The organism is Legionella cherrii, from assembly GCF_900635815.1.
In the GTDB taxonomy this organism is placed as follows: domain Bacteria; phylum Pseudomonadota; class Gammaproteobacteria; order Legionellales; family Legionellaceae; genus Legionella; species Legionella cherrii.
Window position 1 is genome coordinate 1,796,418 of record NZ_LR134173.1, and the last position, 18,893, is coordinate 1,815,310.

Here is an 18,893-nt window from a genome sequence, read left to right on the forward strand (position 1 = left end):
GGGGGGATGAGAGGATTGGTGGTAGCCAATCAGCCCTCATCTCTGCCCCTCTCCAACGAGTGGGAAAGGGGATTTTGATTACAGTGACTCAACCCTGATTTTATGCTCTAACAGTTTTTCTTTAGTTTGTTGTGCTTGTGCCAATTTTTCCTGTTCTTTAGCGATAATTTCTGCGGGTGCTTTATCTGTAAATTTAGGATTATTTAGTTTTCCTTCAGCAAGACTAATGTCTTTATCCAGTTTACCTAACTCTTTGTTCAAACGTGCCAGCTCAGCTTCCTTATCGATTAAATCTGCCATAGGAATGAGTAACTCGATTTCTCCTAACACAGCAGTCGCTGAGACAGGTGCTTTCTCATCTGCTCCTAGATAATGAATATCACTTAATTTACTCAGTGCTTTTAACGTGTGTTGATATTTTTCTACTCTGTCTTTCAGCACTGGTGTCACGTTACGAATATAAAGTGGGATCAGCTTGGCAGGTGAAATGGACATTTCACTGCGTATGGTGCGCACCGCTTGAATTGAAGATTTTAACCATTCTAACTCCTCTTCAACGGTATCATTGATGAACTCAGAATTTACTTGTGGATAAGCACTGGTCATAATGCTTGCACCGTTTTCGCTGGTTAGCTTTGATGTACGCTGCCAAATTTCTTCTGTAATGAATGGCATTAAAGGGTGCAGCATTTTAAGAATGTGATCGAGCACATGAATTAAGGTTCTACGAGTACCTCGCTTCAAAGCGCTCAGTGCATGTTCATCTTGTAAGACTGGCTTAGATAACTCCAAATACCAGTCACAATATTCATGCCAGACAAATTCATAAATCGTGCTTGATAATAAGTCAAATCTGTAGGTTTCAAAATAATGATGCACTTTGCTAATCGTACGTTGCAAGCGTGATAAAATCCACTGATCTGCCGGAGTATACTGAAATGCTCCATCGTCGAAATCCATTAGATCTTCATCAGTATTAAGTAATACATAACGCGCAGCATTCCATAGTTTATTACAAAAATTGCGGTACCCCTCAACGCGACCGATATCAAAGCGTACATTACGTCCAGTTGATGCGAGAGAGCAATAAGTAAAGCGAAGGGCATCTGTTCCATAAGCGCTGATACCTTCAGGGAATTCTTTACGGGTGTTTTTAATTATTTGATCACGAACTGAAGACAACATTAAATTAGAAGTTCTTTTTTCAATCAACGATTCGAGATCAATTCCATCCACAATATCCAAAGGATCAAGGACATTACCTTTAGATTTGGACATTTTGTGTCCTTCACTGTCCCGGATTAAACCAGTAATAAAGACTTCTTTAAATGGAATTTTACCTGTAAATTTCAGGCCCATCATGATCATGCGGGCGACCCAGAAAAAGATAATATCAAACCCGGTAACGAGCACAGAAGTTGGGTAGAACTGTTCTAACTCGGGAGTTCTTTCGGGCCAGCCTAGAGTGGAAAAGGGCCAAAGTGCAGAAGAAAACCAGGTATCGAGAACGTCTTCATCTTGTTTTAATGTAGTTGAATCTTTAATTTTATATTTAAAACGAACATCATTTTCACTATAACCCACATACACATTGCCATTGCTGTCATACCAGGCAGGTATTCGATGTCCCCACCATAATTGACGGCTAATGCACCAGTCTTCAATGTTATCCATCCATTGAAAGTATGTTTTGCTCCAGGTTTCAGGAATAAACCGGATTTCACCATTTTTTACGGCAGCTATTGCCGGTTCAGCCAGTGGCTGGGTTTTGACATACCATTGATCAGTTAAAAGTGGTTCAATAATGACATTCGATTTTTCACCACGAGGTACTTTTAACTTATGGGGCTCTGTTTTAACTAATAAGCCTGCTGCATCAAGGTCTTTAACAATTTGTTCTCGAGCGATGAATCGATCCATGCCTTGATACTTGAGGGGCGCATTCTTATTAATAGAAGCCTTTTTAGTTAAGATGTTTATGACAGGAAGATTATGACGCTTACCCACTTCATGATCGTTGAAGTCATGAGCAGGTGTAATTTTAACGCAGCCACTACCAAACTCTTTGTCTACGTACTCATCAGCAATAATAGGGATTGTTCGATCACAAAGGGGCAGATGAACTTGTTGTCCAATCAGATGTTTGAAGCGAGGATCTTCTGGATGTACCGCAACTGCAGTGTCGCCTAACATCGTTTCAGGTCGAGTGGTAGCAACAATAAGCGATTCAGTTGAGTTCACAATGGGATAGCGAATATGCCAGAGAAAACCATCTTCTTCTTCAGAAAGCACTTCAAGATCGGATACTGCGGTGCCTAATTTAGGATCCCAATTGACTAAACGGGTTCCACGATAGATCAGTCCTTCATCATAGAGTTGTACAAATACTTTTTGTACAGCAGCTGACAACCCTTCATCCATAGTAAATCGTTCCCGATTCCAATCTACAGATGCCCCCAAACGTCGCATTTGTTGGGTTATGGTATTGCCCGATTCATTCTTCCATTGCCAAACTTTCTCTAGAAATTGTTCACGGGTAAGATCTTTTCTGGAAACTCCTGAAGCTTCGAGTTGCCGTTCAACAACCAGTTGCGTTGAGATACCGGCATGGTCAGTGCCAGGTTGCCATAGCGTTTTATCACCTAACATGCGGTGATAACGTGTTAAAGCATCCATAATGGTATGCTGAAAACCATGCCCCATATGCAGGCTCCCCGTGACGTTAGGAGGGGGAAGCATAATGCAATATCTTTTACCGTCACCATGCGGTTGGAAGTAATGATGATTTTCCCAATTCTTATAGCATGCTTTTTCGATTGCTTCAGGGGAATAGACTTTATCCATGATTAAACCTGTACTGATAAAAGCGAAATAGTACCATAAATTCAGTCATAAGTTGAGCCAGTAAGGCTATCAATAATGCGAGGAAAAATAATTTTGTAATTGATATCTCTTTTTAATTTCCTGTGGTGAGTCATTTATCTGCTCTATTAATTAAATCGTCAATCAAAAGCATATGTTGTATCAAGGGGCCCGGGATACGGCTTGGCCTCACCCAGGCTACCTGTTTAATGTTTTTGATCAGGTACTTGTACATCAGGAATTTTTGCTTCATCGAACTGAGGCTCAGATGCTTTTGAGCGATGATCTTCTGCGATGTAGGTATACAAAGTGGGTACTACAAACAAAGTGAAGCCTGTTCCAATCAACAAGCCCGTTGCAATAACTAATCCTATATCAAACCGACTTACTGCTCCGGCACCACTGGCAATAAGTAAGGGAAGTACACCAAATACCATCGCTGCAGTAGTCATGAGAATAGGTCTCAAGCGAATTCCAGCTGCTTCTTCTACGGCCGCTCGTTTATCCAAGTTTTTCTCACGTTGTAAATGGTTGGCAAAATCAACGATCAAAATCCCATGTTTGGAGATTAATCCAATAAGGGTAATCAGGCCTACTTGGGTATAAATATTGATACTTGCCAATCCTAAATTCAGGGGAATTAATGCGCCGCAAATGGACATGGGCACACTAATTAACACAATCAACGGATCGCGAAAGCTTTCATATTGAGCTGAAAGTACCAAGAAAATAATGATGATCGCAAAGACAAATGCAAATAAGAGAGCGCTTCCTTCTTGCATAAATTGTCTCGATTCGCCGCCATAGTCGTATGCGAAGCCTTTAGGTAAGGTATCATTTGCTGCTTCTTGTAAAAACTGTAGGCCTTCTCCTAGCGTTTTTCCAGGCATCATTACTGCCTGAATGGTTGCTGAATTCATTTGTTGAAAATGTGAGGCGGCATTCGGTGCAGTTTTTTCTACAGCAGTCACTACAGTTGAAAGAGGAACCATTGTCCCATGAATACTTTTAACATATATTTGTCCTAATTGTTCAGGGTTCATGCGAAATGAACGGCTTAATTGGGGAATTACTTGGTAGCTACGGCCTTCGAGGTTGAAGTAATTGACATAATTACCTGACAAAGCGCTAGTTAAGCTGCTTCCTACAGCTTGCATATCTAACCCCATTTCAGACGCTTTAGAGCGATTAATATCCAATATAATTTGTGGTTTATTAAATTTGAGTGAATTATCTACATAAATAAATAAGCCACTTTTACGCGCTTTATCGGCAAGCTTATTGGAAACGTCTAACAGGCTCTGAAAGTCATTCGTTGTTTTGATGACGAATTGTACTGGAGTACCGCCTCCGCCCCCAGGTAGAGGTGGTGGCACAATTGCAAAAGCATTTAAACCGGCGACGTGTGATAATTTATCTTGCAGGGGTTGCTTTAGAGCAAACTGACTTTTACTGCGTTGATTCCATGGCTTCAATACCATGCCCGAGATGGTTTGGCTGCTGTTGTTTACCGTAAAATAATTTTCTGTTTCAGGAAAACTTTTATAAATTTCATCAAAGGGCTTAGTGAAGGACTCAATATAATTAAGTGTGGCAAATTGTGGGATCATTGCCATAACAAAAAAGAAACCCTGGTCCTCATCGGGGGCGGTCTCTGCTGAGGTATGGATGTAAAGATAAGGCAGCATCAAGATAACCACTGCCGCAAAAAACAACATAATCACGCGGGTGTTCAACAAACTATGTAAGGCATTTTGGTATTTCAATTTAAGTTTGTTGAAAAAATTATCGAGAAAATGAACAAACTTACCACTGCTGATGTCTTTAGATAACACTCTTGAGCACATCATGGGGGAAAGCGTTAATGCAATGATTCCAGAAATGATTACTGCACTGGCTAATGTAAAAGCAAATTCTTTAAATAAGGCTCCAGTCAGACCTCCCATAAATCCAATAGGTGCGTACACCGCAGCAAGTGTAATGGTCATTGCAATGACTGGAGTGGCGATTTCACGAGCACCAATCAATGCTGCGTCAAAAGGGGTTTTTCCTTCTTCTATGTGACGATGGACGTTTTCTACAACAACAATCGCGTCATCGACGACCAAGCCAATGGCCAAGACAAAAGCAAGTAAGGTTAATAAATTGATACTATATCCTAACATAAGCATGAGGGTGCATACGCCAACTAATGAAAGAGGAATAGTGACAATTGGAATGAGTACTGAGCGGATAGATCCTAAAAATAGGAAAATCACTACGATAACTATGAGTCCTGCTTCAATAATGGTATGAGTCACTTCATCCAGAGAGGCTCTAATGAACGCCGTTGCATCATAGACTATTGTTCCTGTTAGGGAAGGTGGAAATTCTTTGATGATTGAAGGAAGAATTTTTCTTACATCACTAATTACGGTCAGAGGGTTTGCCGTTGGTGTGGGGGTGATGGAGATAAATACTGCTTTCTTACCATTAAAGGTAACCGAGGTATCATAGTCTTGTGAGCCTAACTCAATTTTGCCCACATCGCGTAAACGGACAATAGACCCTTTGTCACTTTTAACAATCAAATTACTAAATTGTGTTGCATCATTCAGATCGGTTTTTGCCGTGATGCTGATTGCCACGTATTCACCTTTAGTATTGCCTGCTGCAGTCAAGAAATTATTTTTGGCAAGTACAGCCGATACATCCGAGGGAGATACACCTAATGCGGCCATTTTCATAGGGTCCATAAAAATTCGCATGGAGTAGGTTGCACCACCTAAAATTTCTGCTTTTGCCACACCATCTACTGTTTGCAGTTGAGGCTGCACGACACGGGTTGCGTAATCGGTAATTTGTTGTGGGGTCATTTCTGTACTATCCAAGCTGATGTACATCAATGCAGTTGAACTATCGGATGTTTTCAATATAACGGGTTGTTGTGACTCTTTGGGCAATTGATTTAAAGTTTGTTGTACTTTACTCATCACATCGGTAAAAGCCACCTGAGGGTCGAAGTTTAACTTAATGTTTAGCGTGATCGTGCTTAAACCTTGTGTGCTTGAAGAGGTCATGTAATCGATCCCTTCTGCACTGGCAACGGCTTTTTCTAGAGGTGAGGTAATGAATCCCGCAATCAGATCGGCATCTGCTCCTGGATAACCGGTCATAATAGTAATTACTGTATTATCCATGCGAGGGTATTGACGAATCTGCATGTTATAAATGGCATTAATACCAAAAAGAAAAATGAGCAAACTAATTACCATGGCAAGTACGGGCCGTTTGATAAAAAGATCGGTAAACTTCATAACTGTTCCTGATTAAAAAAATTTCGTAATAGGTAAAAATGCAATTTGGTTGCATTGTAGCTGTGTCCGGGATCTATTGTCGTCATCCACAGGACTACGAGGACTCTCCACACCGAAGACGGTGTTAATATGAGATCCTTCGCAGCATTCAGGATGACGCCCGACTACAGCAACTTGTTTTATTGTCCTAAGAGATCCGGATTACTGACCTCATTGAGTTTGACCTCATTATTGATTACAACAGGCGTACCATTTTGTAATTTTATTTCACCGGCACTCACCACTAATTGTCCTGCCTTAACTCCTTTTTTGATTACGGTATAATTTCCGTGTTGTTCACCAGTGCTGACAAACACACGTTTGACCGTAAGCAGATCAGAACCGTCTGGATTTTTCTTCCCTTCCGCATTTTTCTCAATAATGTACACGGCATTACCGTATAAGCTATAGGAAATAGCTGTAGAAGGAACAATCACTGTATTGGGTTCAGCTGGTTGGCTGATTTCAATCGAAGCAAACATCCCTGGTACAAACGTAAAGTTACGAATTTTATTTTTGCTGTTTAAATCGGTATCGCAAGTGATAATTCGCTTATTTCCCATAGGTTCTTTACGGATTTTCAATAATGGAGAATTTTCGGGATCTTTAATCGCAGATGTAGGGCAATTAGCAAGGGTGCCCTGAACGAGCATATTGTGGGTATTGAGATCTACTTTAGAGTTAATCGCATTAACCTTAGCCTCAAAAAGTGCATTAGGAAATCCCTCTACAGAAAATGTAATGGTTTGATTTGGGCGTATACGTTTATAGAGTTGTTCTGGAAGATAAAATTCCAAATACAATGGATCAAGTGATTGCAAAGAAACAATTGTTGTTTGTCCAGGACTGATAAATTGACCTAGATTAACTTGTCGTATACCTAATTTTCCAGCAAAGGGTGCCGTAATGTGTTTTTGCTTAATTTGCGCTTGTGTTTGCTCTAATTTTGCTTGGGCTTGTTCGAGATTTGCTTTGGCTTCATCAACATTCGAGATGGGTGAAGCCCCTCGTTTGAATAAATCGTTTTGACGTTGATAACTCAAAGTTTTTAGCGTGAGCTCAGCCTGATTAAATTTTAATACGGCTTGATCCACGCTGTCATCAATAGTAATTAAAGGAGCATCTTTATCAACATATTGCCCTGACTCAAAATCAATTTTTACTACATTGCCCGATGCTTGAGAACTTACATCGACTCCGTTTAAAGCAACGAAACTGCCTACTGCATTGATGGTGGGCTGCCAATCTACAGCTTGAGCAACAGCGGAAGCGACAGAAACAGCGGGTGGCTGGTAGCTTGCAAAGAAACGCTTAATCATTATTGTCTTGATGAAGTTAAAAGCAATGATCCCACCGAAAACAATCAGTAAGGCTACTCCCATGATGACCATTCGCTTTTTCATTATGCTCCCCTGAAATACTAGGTTCTGTTGACAATTCGACTATCATTTTGGCTCAAGGTAGCGAATTGTAAACAGACCAAAAAACGGTAAATTACAAAACCCGCCAAATATAACACGAAAGATGAATATTATTACCCTTATTGTGCTTATAAGCTTCAATTTTATTTATTTCATGGTTATAAAAATATCCTATTGACTAAATACAACACTTTGTTACTATGCAGCTTTCAATAAAGTCAAAGGAGAAACCATGAAGTTGAAGTCCTTGTTATTTGCTCTTTGTTTTAGTTTGATTGGACAAGCTTTTGCAGCAAATGCACATTTGCATCCAAAAGCTACCGAAGCTGATAAAAAGCCTGCTGGTAAATCAATGATGTATCCAGGTTATTGTGAAATTGAAATCATCAACAACAGTATTGACAATGTTCGTGTATACGGTTCTTTTGATGATGCTACTCCATTAGAGCCTTTCACCATATTCTATTATGATGCACCTCATTACATCAGCTTATACTACTATGGTTATTGCCATGCTGGTATGAATCTTATGATTCAGGGTCCTTACGGAACTATTTATTCTGGTTGGACTAACGTAAACAGTACAGTACGCATTGTTAATTACCTGAATAAAGGTATTAAGAGTGAGAAAGTTGAAGTTACAGCAAAAAAATAAGTAATTAATAACTTATTTTATGATAGGGAAGTTGCATGCAAGTGCACCTTCCCTTTTTTTTTATGTTTCAGGAGTTGTTCATGAAGCGTTTAATCTCTTGTCTAGTATTCATTCCTTTTTTGACTTCATGTTATATCGCAGAACCCGAATATTATGATGCCGGTTATTATCATTCCGTTCCTCCCCGAGCTGAAATTTATGGTTTCGATGAGCGGCCACATGATTATCGCCATCCTTCTCGTCATTATCGAGGCCATCAACAAACACACGTGGCTCCCAATCAAGCTAAGGTACATGGACATGGTAATCAGGCACATGGGCATAAGAATGATCATGAACAAGTGGTTGTGAATAATAAAAAAAAAAAACACGGGCATGATAAGGTTAAGATGCTAAAGAAAAAAATCGGGTGGTAAGTTTTATAGGTTTTCTAATGGCCTACGTGCCGCATAAAAGCTGCGGCAGTAGGAAGATGTACTGAAAATTAATGGCCTGAAAAGCGTGTGCAGTATTTTAACCGTAAAAATTGAAAAATAGCCTATTCGGTTTGTATTCACAGTTCGTAACCAGTTAAATTTTGTGGTACTCTTATGACGTTTTTTCTTTAGGGAGTTTTTGGATGCGTAACTCACTTAAAATGTTGTTTGTGGGTCTTTTTACTATACTTATTACAGCATGTGTTGCTTCTCCAGGCACTGAAAGTACTGGTGAATTTTTGGATAGTTCAACGACGACTACTAAGGTAAAAGCAACATTAGTGAATCAATTAGGGCGTACAGGTTTAGCAGTACAAGTGAAAACCTTTAAAGATGAAGTGCAACTCAGTGGTTTTGTTGCTACTCCTAGATTGAAGCAAAGAGCAGGGATGATTGCTGCAAGCGTAGATGGTGTTAGAAAGGTACGTAATGACATCATCGTTAGACCTTAACCATTTTCCCAAGGATTACTCATGTTTGACCAAAGCTATACCATAAAACATTTTGATGATGAATTATTTCAAGCAATTGTTGATGAACAACGTCGGCAAGAAGAACACATTGAACTTATTGCATCAGAAAATTATGTAAGCCCGCGTGTTTTGGAGGCTCAAGGTTCTGTATTAACGAATAAATATGCCGAAGGATATCCTGGGAAGCGGTATTATGGCGGATGTGAGTATGTTGATGTTGCTGAAGAGTTGGCAATTGCTCGTGCAAAAAAACTTTTTTCTGCAGATTATGTCAATGTTCAACCTCATTCTGGTTCACAAGCTAATGCTGCGGTAATGATGGCTCTATTAGCTCCTGGTGATGTTGTGTTAGGTATGGCATTGCCTCATGGCGGTCATTTAACCCATGGTTCTAAAGTGAATTTCTCGGGTAAACTCTATGAAGGAGTCCCTTATGGTGTTGATTCACAAACGGGTTTAATTGATTATGACGTTTTGGAGCAATTGGCTCTGGAGCATAAGCCAAAATTGATTATCGCTGGATTTTCTGCTTATTCCCGTGTCCTTGATTGGCCACGATTCAGAGCAATTGCCGATAAAGTAGGTGCCTATTTGATGGCGGATGTTGCTCATGTCGCTGGCTTGATAGCAGTAGGTCTTTATCCTTCTCCAGTTCCTTATGCTGATGTGGTTACAACGACTACCCATAAGACACTCAGAGGACCACGAGGCGGAATGATTTTATGTCGAGCTAATGAAGAAATAGAAAAAAAATTAAATTCTTCTGTTTTTCCTGGCAGTCAAGGTGGGCCATTAATGCATGTCATTGCAGCTAAAGCAGTTTCTTTTGCTGAAGCATTGTTACCAGAATTTAAAGACTATCAACAACAAGTATTAGTCAATGCGAAGACTATGGCCTCTGTGCTTATGAGTCGTGGTTATAAGATTGTTTCTGGTGGTACAGATAACCATTTATTATTGGTTGATTTAATTGATAAGAATATTACAGGCAAAGATGCTGATGCCGCTTTAGATAAAGCAAACATTACTGTGAACAAAAATACTGTACCTAATGATCCTCGTTCTCCTTTTGTAACAAGTGGGTTGCGTCTAGGTACTCCGGCAGTTACAACCAGAGGATTTAAAGAAAAAGAAATTACGCTTCTATCGAATTGGATAGCTGATATTCTTGATGATATTAATAATGAAACGACTATTGCAAGGGTTAAAGAACAAGTATTGCTTTTATGTCGTGAATTTCCGGTTTATAAATAATTATGTTTTGCCCGTTTTGTCACGCAGAAGAAACAAAAGTGGTTGATTCACGTCTTGTCGCTGAAGGTGCTCAAGTGCGCAGAAGACGAGAGTGTCTCATATGTCATGAACGTTTTACTACTTTTGAGACAGCCGAATTAATCATGCCGTCGGTCGTTAAGCGTGATGGACGGCGCGAGCCTTTTAACATTGATAATTTACGTTCAGGTATGTTGCGGGCTTTGGAAAAAAGACCGGTAAGTGTTGATGCATTAGAGGCCTCGATTATTTCAATTACACAAGAAATTCGCCGTAGAGGCGAGCGGGAAATCGATTCCCAAATCATTGGCGAATTGGTTATGAAGGAATTATATAGTTTGGATCATGTTGCTTATGTGCGGTTTGCATCGGTATACAAGCGCTTTAAAGACGTAAGTGATTTTAGGCAGACAATTGATCAAATGGACAAAGATTAGTACTTTTTCCATTTAATTAATGGGTAAGTATGTGACAGGTGTAAATAATCGGGCATGGACACGCAAACGGGCGCAGGCAGGTCAATGAGCGCTAATGCGCAATTTTTAAAAATCGCGCCCTTAGCGTAATGCAAGTCAATGCCTGTGTAACCGTGTGCGTGCCCGATTGTTATACCATGCCACATCCTTTTTCTCCTTTTCAAGAGAAAAGGAGCTTTATAGATGTTAAAAAGAATTTATGAGGTAAAGGTGGAAAAGCGGTCAATAAGTGGTAAAAGAAAGGCCAGAAAATTAGCACTTCAGGCTCTTTATCAATGGTTAATGTCTGGATGTGAATTGCATGAAATTGAAGCACAGTTTCGAGTCATTAATAATATGGATAAAGTAGATGTAGATTATTTTTGTCGTATTTTACACGGTGTTCCAGCCTATGTTGAAACCATAGAAGAGCGTATTTCTCCTTTTCTTGATAGAGAGATCGCAGCACTTAATCCAATTGAATTGACGGTGTTACGTATCGGATCTTTTGAATTACTCTATTGTCCTGAAATTCCCTATAAAGTTGTCCTTGATGAGTCAATCTCATTGACTAAGGAATTTGGTTCCCAGGATGGATACCGTTATGTCAATGGTGTATTAAATAGTTTGGCGCAGCAGGTGCGGTCAATTGAAATCAATAACCATGGATGAGTTTTCTCTTATTGATCATTTTTTTAAACCACTTGATATAAAGCGTGATGACGTATTGTTTGGTATTGGTGATGATGCAGCGTGCGTGCGTATTCCTGAAGGGATGAATTTACTGATAAGCACAGATACCTTAGTTTCTAATGTTCATTTTCTTCCGCATTGGGATGCGTATGACATTGCGTGTAAGTCAGTCATGGTCAATGTGAGTGATATGGCGGCTATGGCTGCAGAGCCTTGTTGGGTCACACTCGCTTTAACTTTACCGGAACTCAATCCACAATGGCTCAACTCGTTTACACGAGGATTAAAAGATTCATTAAGTCGATATCGCTTGTCTTTAATTGGAGGTGATACAACACACGGTCCATTATCGATTACATTAACTATTTTGGGTACCGCACCAAAGGGAAAAGCAGTGCTACGCAGTGGAGCAAAACCTGGGGATATTATTGTCGTTTCAGGTGAGTTGGGCGCTGCAGCTTTAGCCATTAAACTTCTTGAGAATCAGAAAATTCCTCCAAATGACAAGGAGGAATTAATGAATAAATTACTCCATCCTAAGCCGCGTATTGATTTAATTGATTTTTTGCGAAATTATGCAACTGCAGCAATAGATATTTCAGATGGGCTTAGTGCCGACTTAAATCATATTTGTGTTGCAAGTGGTGTTGGTGCTTGTCTTAATGAAGAAGCTATTCCGATACATGCCTTACTTAATCAATATTGGCCCGATCATGCTGTTGACATCGCTTTGACTGGCGGTGATGATTATGAATTATGTTTTACAGTTCCGGAACATCGATTTGCTCTCTTGATGAATGAGTTTAAAAAAGCTAATTTACATTGCTATCCTATTGGAGTAATTGAGGAAGCCTCTGGATTAAGAATGAAAGATGCTAACAACCAATGCCATAAGTTGACACCCGCAGGTTATTCACATTTTTAATAGAGTTCTTTGAGTAAACATAATTAAGGATTTAGGTTATTCTAAGTTAATTGTATGAAACGGTTCCTGGGTTATATCCTTGAATGCTGGGGACGACATGAATGCTCATGAATAAATTGATCCAACCTTTAAGATGAGCTAAGCATAGAGAAAAATAAAATGAAACAAGTAAATTTAGCAAAAAGTGTATTTCAGGATCCTATTTATTTTATTGCCTTTGGCTTTGGTAGTGGTTTAATGTCTACTGCTCCAGGCACTTGGGGAACGTTGGCAGCAATACCTCTTTATTTGCTATTAATGGGCACTCATTGGGCAGTTTATCTTTCATTTACACTTGCCGCGTTCCTTCTAGGTGTCTGGGTTTGTGATAAAGTGACTCAAGATTTGGGTGTACATGACTATAAAGGGATCGTTTGGGATGAGGTTGTTGGGTATTTATTGACTATGTTTATGGCCCCTACAGGATTATCCTGGATGATTTGTGGTTTTATTTTATTTCGAATTTTTGATATTTGGAAACCACAGCCTATTGATTATATCGATCAAAAAGTTCGTGGCGGTTTGGGAATTATGTTGGATGATGTATTAGCTGCCGTGCCTTCTTGGATCTTGATGCAACTATTAGCATGGAGTTTTGCTTAATGAATGAAAATCATAAAGAGCTCATCAGTATGGGCTTGACTGTTGGAATTGTGGCTCTAAGTTTATTTATTATTCATCGCTTTATTCCTTCACTGATATGGGCCTCCATAATTGTTATTGCATCTTATCCCTTATATGAAAAATGGCGCTATTTTTTTGGCAACAAAGATAATCTCTCTGCGTTACTGTTTACAACCTTAATTGGATTGTTGTTTATTCTTCCCTTAAGCTGGTTACTGGGACTTTTGATAAAAGAATTGCAAATATTTATTAATTTCTTGCAATCTTTAAATCAACAAGGAGGGGCTGCACCTGAATTTCTAAAAGATTTTCCTTTTGTAGGCAATGACTTAGTAAAGTACTGGGATGATAATATTGGTAAGCCAGGAATGATTAAAGGTCTTTTGTCCAATGTTCATTTATCGTTAACTCCGACGAGCTATTATGTGAAAGAAATTGGTTCGAGTCTGGCTCATCGTAGTGTTCAATTGGGTTTTACTCTTTTAAGTTTATTTTTCTTTTATCGTGATGGGGATCGGTTACTCTTGCAGATTTACCAGGTAGGCGAATATTGTTTGGGAAAAAGATGGTTTCGATATGCAGACAGACTGCCTAGAGCATTGAGAGCCACAGTTAATGGAACCATTGTTGTAGGGCTTGGTGTAGGTATCTTAATGGGAGTTTGTTACGGTCTAGTGGGATTTCCTGCCCCCACTTTGGTCGGATTTATCACTGCGCTTGCGGCAATGATTCCATTCGTCGTTCCACTAGTTTTTATTACAGTTGCAGTTATTTTATTTTCATTGGGCAGCATGATTAGTGCCATCGTTGTTTTAGTGTGGGGAACACTCGTTATGTTTGTTGCCGATCATTTTGTCAAACCCGCGCTGATTGGCGGTGCAATCGAATTGCCTTTTTTAGCTGTGTTATTTGGAATTCTAGGTGGTGTAGAAACTTTAGGGCTGCTTGGTTTATTTGTGGGACCTTTAGTTATGGTTCTCTTTATGACTTTATGGCAAGAACCGCAAATTTTAGCATCTACAAAAATACATCACTCGTAAAAACACTACCTGTTTTCAGTAAAGGATAAATTTACGTTTGCGCCAGGACCACTTGGAGAACTTGAACTACTTACGATTCTACGGATGAGGGAGCAGGTTGAATTGACCAGAAAGCAATTCAACCAGGATTGGGGAGTTTTTGTAACAAATTATTTATAATCGCAATGATCAAATCGATAAACGATACCTACATCACCCATCTGAACCTGCAGGCTGCCAAAATCATGCTTATTGCTTGTTGCTAAATAACGGTAGGAAGCATTTAATGCCCAATTTTCTTCAAAGTTAAAAGTGAGTCCGGCAGTTCCTTGGTACGCAAATACGCCTTTTTTCACATCAAGAAATGTTCCGCCAATAGGGCCTGTACCTGTGACTTTATCCTGCGCGTAAGCATAACCAATACCCACTCCTAGGAAGGGATAAATTGTTGGTAAGATGCCATCGGAAAAATCATAGTAAATGTTTGCCATTCCTACATTGGCATTGGATTTTCTTTCTAATTCGAGGAAGCCAAAATCAAATTCTTTATTCTCGGGTTGGATATAAGTATATTCCAATTCATAGCGAATAGGATTGCTTTGATAACCCAAACGTAGTCCTGCGTTAAACCCATTATTTGTAAAGGTTTCTGAAAAGGTAAAACCCAAAATAGTTGTCGATACTTTTTGAGATACATGAGCGTACCCTCCAAATATACTGGAATACCAACCGTTCACTGGGGTTGCAGCTGCCGCAATACCACTTACTAATAAACTAGCAGAGAAAAATGCAAATTTCATAACATCCCTTTGTTGTTATTATTTTTTTAGTGGAATCATGTTAACGTGTTACTTTAAATTTGCAAGTATTGGAAATGCATATTTTTGGAAAAGAGAAGCGTTAATGCGATTTTGATTTGATTATAAAGTTGTTTTTGCTTTAAAAAGTGACTGTTACTCCACTTGATAAGTATTCCTCAATAAAATCATGATCAAAAATAACATTGATGTAATTTTGAATAGTTTACTAATCCTTTTGGCAGGATCTAGAACAAAGACTATACTTCAAACTGGCACTCTAAAAAATGCTTTCAGAAAGTAATGACATGGCGTACTCAAATGAGTGCTGCAAATAGCGTCTTAATGCAGTGATTTAAAGCTGGAATGAATCCAATTTTTTTCTTTGAAATGCAAGTCCAAACTCTAAGCCAATGGAAAGTGATGATGTTTAGAGAGGGTTAATTATTATAATTTAGTGTGGTGTAGAAAAATTGACATGACTACATTCATGCAATCAATTTAGCATAATAATTTTCTACTTGTATCAAATTAACATTAATGCAAAGATAAATTTTTGCATCATGAAAAGGAGTTTCAAAAAATGCCAAAAAAAAACCCATTTAAAATAGCTAAAGAATTTGTTGAGCAAGTCATAGCGATACTTGCAAATGAGACAGTAGAAGGGCGTGAAAAGATAGTTGCCATTGCCCAAAGAGCAGAAAAGGAATATGAACGTCCTGTAAAATCATGGTTAACAGGCTGGGTTTATCAATTCACCAGAACACGTGGTGATAAAGTAGGACAATCCATTAATGTAATGGAAAACTTTCCTGATGCTTATACTCGATTACTCGAGTTTAAACTGATGATTAGTGAGGGGGAGTGGAATGTAGATAGCTCCTATAATTATTTCCTTTTTCGCCAGATAGCGGATGCTGTATACCTAGCTAATTCCGATTTCCAACGTGTAGAAGAACATCTTATCCCTACTTTCCTAATGGCTCTCAAAAATGAAGTAATGGTAGAGATCAATAGTTATTTGGCTCAGCGTAAACTTTCATTAGAAGACAAAAAAAATCGCGAATTAGAGTGTCAGGCAGCACATGAAAGTGCTCGTCAACTGGCTGAAAATGTAATGGTTTTTAATGATCTTGAAACTGCCAAAAATTATCAATCTAAACAACAAAACAAAATTATTTTTTCCCTTAGTTTCAAAAATCAGCAATGGCATCTTTCTTGGGTCGATGTAACCGGCCAAGTTTATCCTCTCACTCAGGGTCAAGAATTAGCGCAGAAACTGTCAACTTTAGAAGAAAAAGATATAGAAAAATTAAATTCTGTCCATCTTAAACAAATTAAGAGAGAGTGTATTAAAGCTAGAGAAGAATATGTTGCTAAGGTTCAAGTGCATGTTGATCCTGAATTGAGTAATGAGGATCTGATTCGAAACGGCATCACCTCCGCTTTTGTTTTACGCCATCAAGAAACAGGGCCAAGCCTTTGGTGGATAAATAGCATGGGTATTCCTAATCCAATTGGCTTCACTGATCATCATGCAATGTCCTCTTGGTTATCTAAGCATCAAGGTTCATTTACCGAAGCTGATGTTCTGCAATTAAAAGCTTATTTGTTGCAATTGAATACCAAACAGTCCATCGCTACCTCAAAACTCGATAAGATGAATGTCTTATTGTCGAAAGTATTACAAAATAAAGACAAACAAGAGCAACTTTCAGTTGATGGGCTAGATAAAGAAGCGGATAAAGGGAGGGCATCTCAAAATAAAATAAACCTAAAGAAATTTGCCTTTCTTGAGGAAAATATGAAAGATCGAATAAAAAAAATAGTTTCTCAGGATCCTTCAACTAAGGAAAAAGTAGTTTCTGAATTAAAGCAGGAATGTGTTGAGGAAATTACCCCAGAGAAAAAGTCTAATAAGCTAGGACAAGATAGATATTCAGCACTGTCAGGGTTACCTACTTTTTGGCAACAACGTAAAAGTGCAATGGAAGAATCATTGGCCAATGAAGTCATCAATGAAAAGCAGCCGGTGAGTCATCCTTAATCTTATTTAGACCTGGTGTAAAGTGTAACCAGGAAGCATAAATCCCCTCTCCCACTTGTGGTAGTGAGGTAGGGGTGAGGGTTCATTAGCCGTAATTAATACCGTCATCCACCCCGGCGGGCACCTTCTCCCCAGGGGGAGAAGGGAAGTTCACTTCACTTAGTGAGGCTCTTACCGTTCAAAAACCATTCGTGATAGGATAACGCCAGTCTTTACCAAAAGCGGTTGGACTTATTTTTATTCCTGGTGCAGATTGACGACGTTTGTATTCATTGCGTTTGATTAATTGAATTACTTTAGCCACAGTTTCTGGGGCAAAACCTTGCTGAATTATTTCTTCAGGAGTTAGGTATTTCTCCATATAGGCAACAATGATCGCATCCAGTATTGCATAGTCAGGTAAGCTGTCTTGATCAGTTTGATCGGCTCTTAATTCAGCGGAAGGAGCACGAGTTAGGACCCGTTCGGGAATAACTTGTGATAGACGGTTACGGTAATGTGCTAGAGCATAAACTTGGGTTTTAAGTACATCTTTTAATACCGCAAATCCTCCAGCCATATCTCCGTACAAGGTGGCATAGCCGACAGCAGATTCGCTTTTATTCGATGTTGTAAGTACCATTTTTCCTGTTTTGTTAGACAACGCCATAATCAATAAACCACGAATTCGTGCTTGAATGTTTTCTTCTGTGGTATCAGGTGCTAATCCTTTAAATTCTGGCTCGAGAGTAGTCATTAGCGCATCAAAAGCGGGTTCAATAGAGAGCATGGAATAGGATGCATCCAATTGTTTTATTTGCGTTAAAGCGTCTTCATTACTCATTTGGGCTGTATAACGGGAAGGCATAAGAACCGCATGGACACGCTCTGCGCCTAATGCATCAACTGCTACAGTCAACGTTAATGCTGAATCAATTCCTCCTGAAAGTCCAACAAGAACTCCAGGGAAATGATTTTTGTTGACATAATCTCGAGTGCCACAAACCAATGCTTCATAGATTAATGGTTCAAAATCGAGAAGAGGGGTAATTTCTCCCTTGACCTGATTTGCTTGGATTTCAACGGTACGTAAATCCTCTTTAAATGCAGGAGACCGTGCGCAAATTCCACCATGCGAATCAATTGCTAATGATTGACCATCGAATAAGAGCTCATCCTGACCACCAATTTGATTTACATAGATTATAGATATACCCCGTTTTGCATAAGATTTTAGGAGGGCTTCTCTTTTTGGGTATTTACTGTAATCAAATGGGGAGGCATTTAAAATGAGCAGTACTGAAATTCCATGTTCAATTAAATCTTCTGCAGGACCTGGATGCCATAAATCTTCACAAATAATTACGCCTACTTTGCTGTTATTTATTTCTAAGAGGCATGGATTTTTTTTCCCTGGGGTAAAATAACGTGCTTCATCAAAAATTTCATAGTTTGGCAAATTTTGTTTATGGTATTCTGCAATTTTTTGTCCTTGATAAAAAATGCTCACGCTATTATATAGTCGTTGTTTATCTCGGCTTGGATGTCCTACAAGGACATAGCAGTCTTTTGTTGCCTCTTGAATTTGTTTTAAATGTTCGGTAACGGCTTGTTGAAACTCTTTGCGAAAGAGTAAATCTTCGGGGGGATAGCCAGTTAAAGCCAATTCAGGAAAGAGTATGACATGGTGATCTGCTTGTTTGTTTTTTATAACTTCGATGATTTTATCTCTGTTGGATGCCAAAGCTCCTACAGTTGGATTAATTTGTGCCATAAGTACAGTAAGCTTATTCTGCATGATATATACTCTATAAAGAACCC

General features: G+C 39.0%; 15 protein-coding genes. 10 read left to right on the forward strand and 5 right to left on the reverse strand.

Annotation, left to right across the window (positions count from 1 at the left end; translation table 11 throughout):
• Positions 1 to 78: 78 nt before the first annotated feature.
• The 3 genes from EL022_RS07710 to EL022_RS07720 all read right to left on the reverse strand — a co-directional run bounded on the left by EL022_RS07710 (position 79) and on the right by EL022_RS07720 (position 7,600).
• Positions 79 to 2,844 carry a valine--tRNA ligase gene (locus tag EL022_RS07710; protein ID WP_028382246.1) on the reverse strand — a complete coding sequence of 922 codons (2,766 nt, stop codon included), beginning with the start codon at positions 2,842 to 2,844 and terminating at the stop codon, positions 79 to 81.
• Between the two features lie 224 nt (positions 2,845 to 3,068).
• Positions 3,069 to 6,158 carry an efflux RND transporter permease subunit gene (locus EL022_RS07715; RefSeq protein WP_028382245.1) on the reverse strand — a complete coding sequence of 1,030 codons (3,090 nt, stop codon included), beginning with the start codon at positions 6,156 to 6,158 and terminating at the stop codon, positions 3,069 to 3,071.
• Positions 6,159 to 6,337: 179 nt separating this feature from the next.
• Complete coding sequence (locus tag EL022_RS07720; protein WP_028382244.1) at positions 6,338 to 7,600, reverse strand: efflux RND transporter periplasmic adaptor subunit; 1,263 nt, start codon at positions 7,598 to 7,600, stop codon at positions 6,338 to 6,340.
• A gap of 250 nt (positions 7,601 to 7,850) precedes the next feature.
• Here EL022_RS07720 and EL022_RS07725 point away from each other — a divergent pair, with 250 nt between their 5' ends.
• The 9 genes from EL022_RS07725 (at position 7,851) to EL022_RS07765 (ending at position 14,270) form a co-directional block, all read left to right on the forward strand.
• Positions 7,851 to 8,273 carry a hypothetical protein gene (locus EL022_RS07725; protein WP_028382243.1) on the forward strand — a complete coding sequence of 141 codons (423 nt, stop codon included), beginning with the start codon at positions 7,851 to 7,853 and terminating at the stop codon, positions 8,271 to 8,273.
• 80 nt (positions 8,274 to 8,353) lie between these two features.
• Positions 8,354 to 8,689, forward strand: coding sequence for a hypothetical protein (locus tag EL022_RS07730; protein ID WP_028382242.1), 336 nt, complete (start codon positions 8,354 to 8,356; stop codon positions 8,687 to 8,689).
• A 203-nt stretch (positions 8,690 to 8,892) separates the two neighbouring features.
• Positions 8,893 to 9,201: a BON domain-containing protein gene (locus tag EL022_RS07735; protein WP_028382241.1), complete on the forward strand. Its 309-nt coding sequence runs from the start codon at positions 8,893 to 8,895 to the stop codon at positions 9,199 to 9,201.
• Positions 9,202 to 9,222: 21 nt separating this feature from the next.
• Complete coding sequence (gene glyA, locus EL022_RS07740; RefSeq protein WP_028382240.1) at positions 9,223 to 10,476, forward strand: serine hydroxymethyltransferase; 1,254 nt, start codon at positions 9,223 to 9,225, stop codon at positions 10,474 to 10,476.
• 2 nt (positions 10,477 to 10,478) lie between these two features.
• The gene (nrdR, locus tag EL022_RS07745; RefSeq protein ID WP_028382239.1) at positions 10,479 to 10,931 is read left to right on the forward strand and encodes a transcriptional regulator NrdR; all 453 of its coding nucleotides are present in this window, start codon (positions 10,479 to 10,481) and stop codon (positions 10,929 to 10,931) included.
• A gap of 249 nt (positions 10,932 to 11,180) precedes the next feature.
• Positions 11,181 to 11,621, forward strand: coding sequence for a transcription antitermination factor NusB (nusB, locus tag EL022_RS07750; protein WP_028382237.1), 441 nt, complete (start codon positions 11,181 to 11,183; stop codon positions 11,619 to 11,621).
• Positions 11,614 to 12,567 (forward strand): thiamine-phosphate kinase, encoded by a 954-nt coding sequence (gene thiL, locus EL022_RS07755; RefSeq protein WP_028382236.1) that lies wholly within the window; start codon positions 11,614 to 11,616, stop codon positions 12,565 to 12,567. Before nusB ends, thiL begins: the two co-directional genes overlap by 8 nt.
• 159 nt (positions 12,568 to 12,726) lie before the next feature.
• Positions 12,727 to 13,209, forward strand: coding sequence for a phosphatidylglycerophosphatase A family protein (locus EL022_RS07760; RefSeq protein WP_028382235.1), 483 nt, complete (start codon positions 12,727 to 12,729; stop codon positions 13,207 to 13,209).
• Complete coding sequence (locus EL022_RS07765) at positions 13,209 to 14,270, forward strand: AI-2E family transporter (RefSeq protein WP_028382234.1); 1,062 nt, start codon at positions 13,209 to 13,211, stop codon at positions 14,268 to 14,270. Before EL022_RS07760 ends, EL022_RS07765 begins: the two co-directional genes overlap by 1 nt.
• A gap of 149 nt (positions 14,271 to 14,419) precedes the next feature.
• Here the strand turns inward: EL022_RS07765 and EL022_RS07770 are convergent, their stop codons facing one another.
• Positions 14,420 to 15,049 carry an outer membrane protein gene (locus EL022_RS07770; protein WP_028382233.1) on the reverse strand — a complete coding sequence of 210 codons (630 nt, stop codon included), beginning with the start codon at positions 15,047 to 15,049 and terminating at the stop codon, positions 14,420 to 14,422.
• Positions 15,050 to 15,629: 580 nt separating this feature from the next.
• Here EL022_RS07770 and EL022_RS07775 point away from each other — a divergent pair.
• Positions 15,630 to 17,093: a hypothetical protein gene (locus EL022_RS07775; protein WP_028382232.1), complete on the forward strand. Its 1,464-nt coding sequence runs from the start codon at positions 15,630 to 15,632 to the stop codon at positions 17,091 to 17,093.
• Positions 17,094 to 17,271: 178 nt separating this feature from the next.
• Here the strand turns inward: EL022_RS07775 and EL022_RS07780 are convergent, their stop codons facing one another.
• Positions 17,272 to 18,870: an NAD+ synthase gene (locus EL022_RS07780; RefSeq protein ID WP_028382231.1), complete on the reverse strand. Its 1,599-nt coding sequence runs from the start codon at positions 18,868 to 18,870 to the stop codon at positions 17,272 to 17,274.
• Positions 18,871 to 18,893: the final 23 nt, after the last annotated feature.

What these genes read in the sequence shown, in the direction of transcription:
- EL022_RS07710 (WP_028382246.1), bottom strand. Translation starts at nt 2,844, where the DNA reads ATGGATAAAGTCTATTCCCCTGAAGCAATCGAAAAAGCATGCTATAAG.
- EL022_RS07715 (WP_028382245.1), bottom strand. Translation starts at nt 6,158, where the DNA reads ATGAAGTTTACCGATCTTTTTATCAAACGGCCCGTACTTGCCATGGTA.
- EL022_RS07720 (WP_028382244.1), bottom strand. Translation starts at nt 7,600, where the DNA reads ATGAAAAAGCGAATGGTCATCATGGGAGTAGCCTTACTGATTGTTTTC.
- EL022_RS07725 (WP_028382243.1), top strand. Translation starts at nt 7,851, where the DNA reads ATGAAGTTGAAGTCCTTGTTATTTGCTCTTTGTTTTAGTTTGATTGGA.
- EL022_RS07730 (WP_028382242.1), top strand. Translation starts at nt 8,354, where the DNA reads ATGAAGCGTTTAATCTCTTGTCTAGTATTCATTCCTTTTTTGACTTCA.
- EL022_RS07735 (WP_028382241.1), top strand. Translation starts at nt 8,893, where the DNA reads ATGCGTAACTCACTTAAAATGTTGTTTGTGGGTCTTTTTACTATACTT.
- glyA (WP_028382240.1), top strand. Translation starts at nt 9,223, where the DNA reads ATGTTTGACCAAAGCTATACCATAAAACATTTTGATGATGAATTATTT.
- nrdR (WP_028382239.1), top strand. Translation starts at nt 10,479, where the DNA reads ATGTTTTGCCCGTTTTGTCACGCAGAAGAAACAAAAGTGGTTGATTCA.
- thiL (WP_028382236.1), top strand. Translation starts at nt 11,614, where the DNA reads ATGGATGAGTTTTCTCTTATTGATCATTTTTTTAAACCACTTGATATA.
- EL022_RS07760 (WP_028382235.1), top strand. Translation starts at nt 12,727, where the DNA reads ATGAAACAAGTAAATTTAGCAAAAAGTGTATTTCAGGATCCTATTTAT.
- EL022_RS07765 (WP_028382234.1), top strand. Translation starts at nt 13,209, where the DNA reads ATGAATGAAAATCATAAAGAGCTCATCAGTATGGGCTTGACTGTTGGA.
- EL022_RS07770 (WP_028382233.1), bottom strand. Translation starts at nt 15,049, where the DNA reads ATGAAATTTGCATTTTTCTCTGCTAGTTTATTAGTAAGTGGTATTGCG.
- EL022_RS07775 (WP_028382232.1), top strand. Translation starts at nt 15,630, where the DNA reads ATGCCAAAAAAAAACCCATTTAAAATAGCTAAAGAATTTGTTGAGCAA.
- EL022_RS07780 (WP_028382231.1), bottom strand. Translation starts at nt 18,870, where the DNA reads ATGCAGAATAAGCTTACTGTACTTATGGCACAAATTAATCCAACTGTA.